Origin of the sequence: Bathymodiolus heckerae thiotrophic gill symbiont, from assembly GCF_900128515.1 — a bacterium.
In the GTDB taxonomy this organism is placed as follows: Bacteria; Pseudomonadota; Gammaproteobacteria; order PS1; family Pseudothioglobaceae; genus Thioglobus_A.
Map to the genome: position 1 here is coordinate 1 of NZ_FQTP01000237.1, position 969 is coordinate 969.

The 969-nt window shown below is 45.6% G+C and carries 1 protein-coding gene; it reads left to right on the forward strand.

Annotated elements, in window-relative coordinates; all coding sequences use genetic code 11:
- Positions 1-710: FISUMP domain-containing protein (locus BTHERMOSOX_RS11570; RefSeq protein ID WP_283204862.1), on the forward strand; the 710-nt coding region annotated here is incomplete at its 5' end.
- Between the last annotated feature and the right edge of the window lie 259 nt (positions 711-969).

Consider the following 969-nt stretch of genomic DNA (forward strand, 5'->3'; position numbering starts at 1 on the left):
CTGCTACCGTATCAGGCGTAATGACCTTTACTACGGCTAACTGGAATACAGCACAAACGGTTACCGTAACAGGTGTTGCTGATGATGACATCGCTAATGAAACAGTTACTATCTCTCATACTATTGCAGGTGCTGACGCAGCGGTAACTTCTGCTAACGTAACAGCAACAGTGACGGATGATGGAATTGGGGCAAGTGTCGTTATCGGCAGTCAAACCTGGAGTGCATCTAATGTTTCATTAGTTCCTACTGCAAACAACACACTAGATACGGATTATTGGAAAGCTTATGAGGGCACTCATGGTCGCCCTGGTAGTAGTGCAGCGGATGAAGATGGTTATTATTATACTTGGGATGCAGCGATGAATGTTTGCCCTAGTGGTTGGAGCTTGCCATCTGATTCCGATTGGAAAGTCTTAGAAGGTCAATTAGGTATGAGCACCACCCAACAAAATTCAATTGGTTGGCGTGGTACTGATGAAGGTACAAAGCTGAAAGTAGGCGGCTCTAGTAACTTCGAGGCTAAGTTAGCGGGCTTCCGCAGTACCAATGGTAGTTTCTACAGTCGTGGTTACACCACGGACTTGTGGAGTAGTACTGGGTCAAGTAGTAGTGCCTACAGACGCAGCCTGAAGACTGACGAGGCTAAAGTGACCCGCAAGACCTTCAATAAGGCGTACGGCTTTAGTGTTCGCTGCCTAAAGGATTAATTCGCACCCCAAGAGTATTTCCTCGCTACGCTCAGGGCACACTTTGACACTTCGACCCAGCCGAATGGCTGGGTATTTATACCCCTTGCGGGGTATTCACCCCGCAAGGGGGGTGCTAAACAGAGTATCACCCAAGCTTGCTTGGGTGTTTTTTTAATTACATAATAAGGGGTTAAGACATTTAAGAAAGGGCATTTATACCGTAGATAAATGATACTAATATCTAAAGATAAGTCATTAAACATTACGGACATTGAGA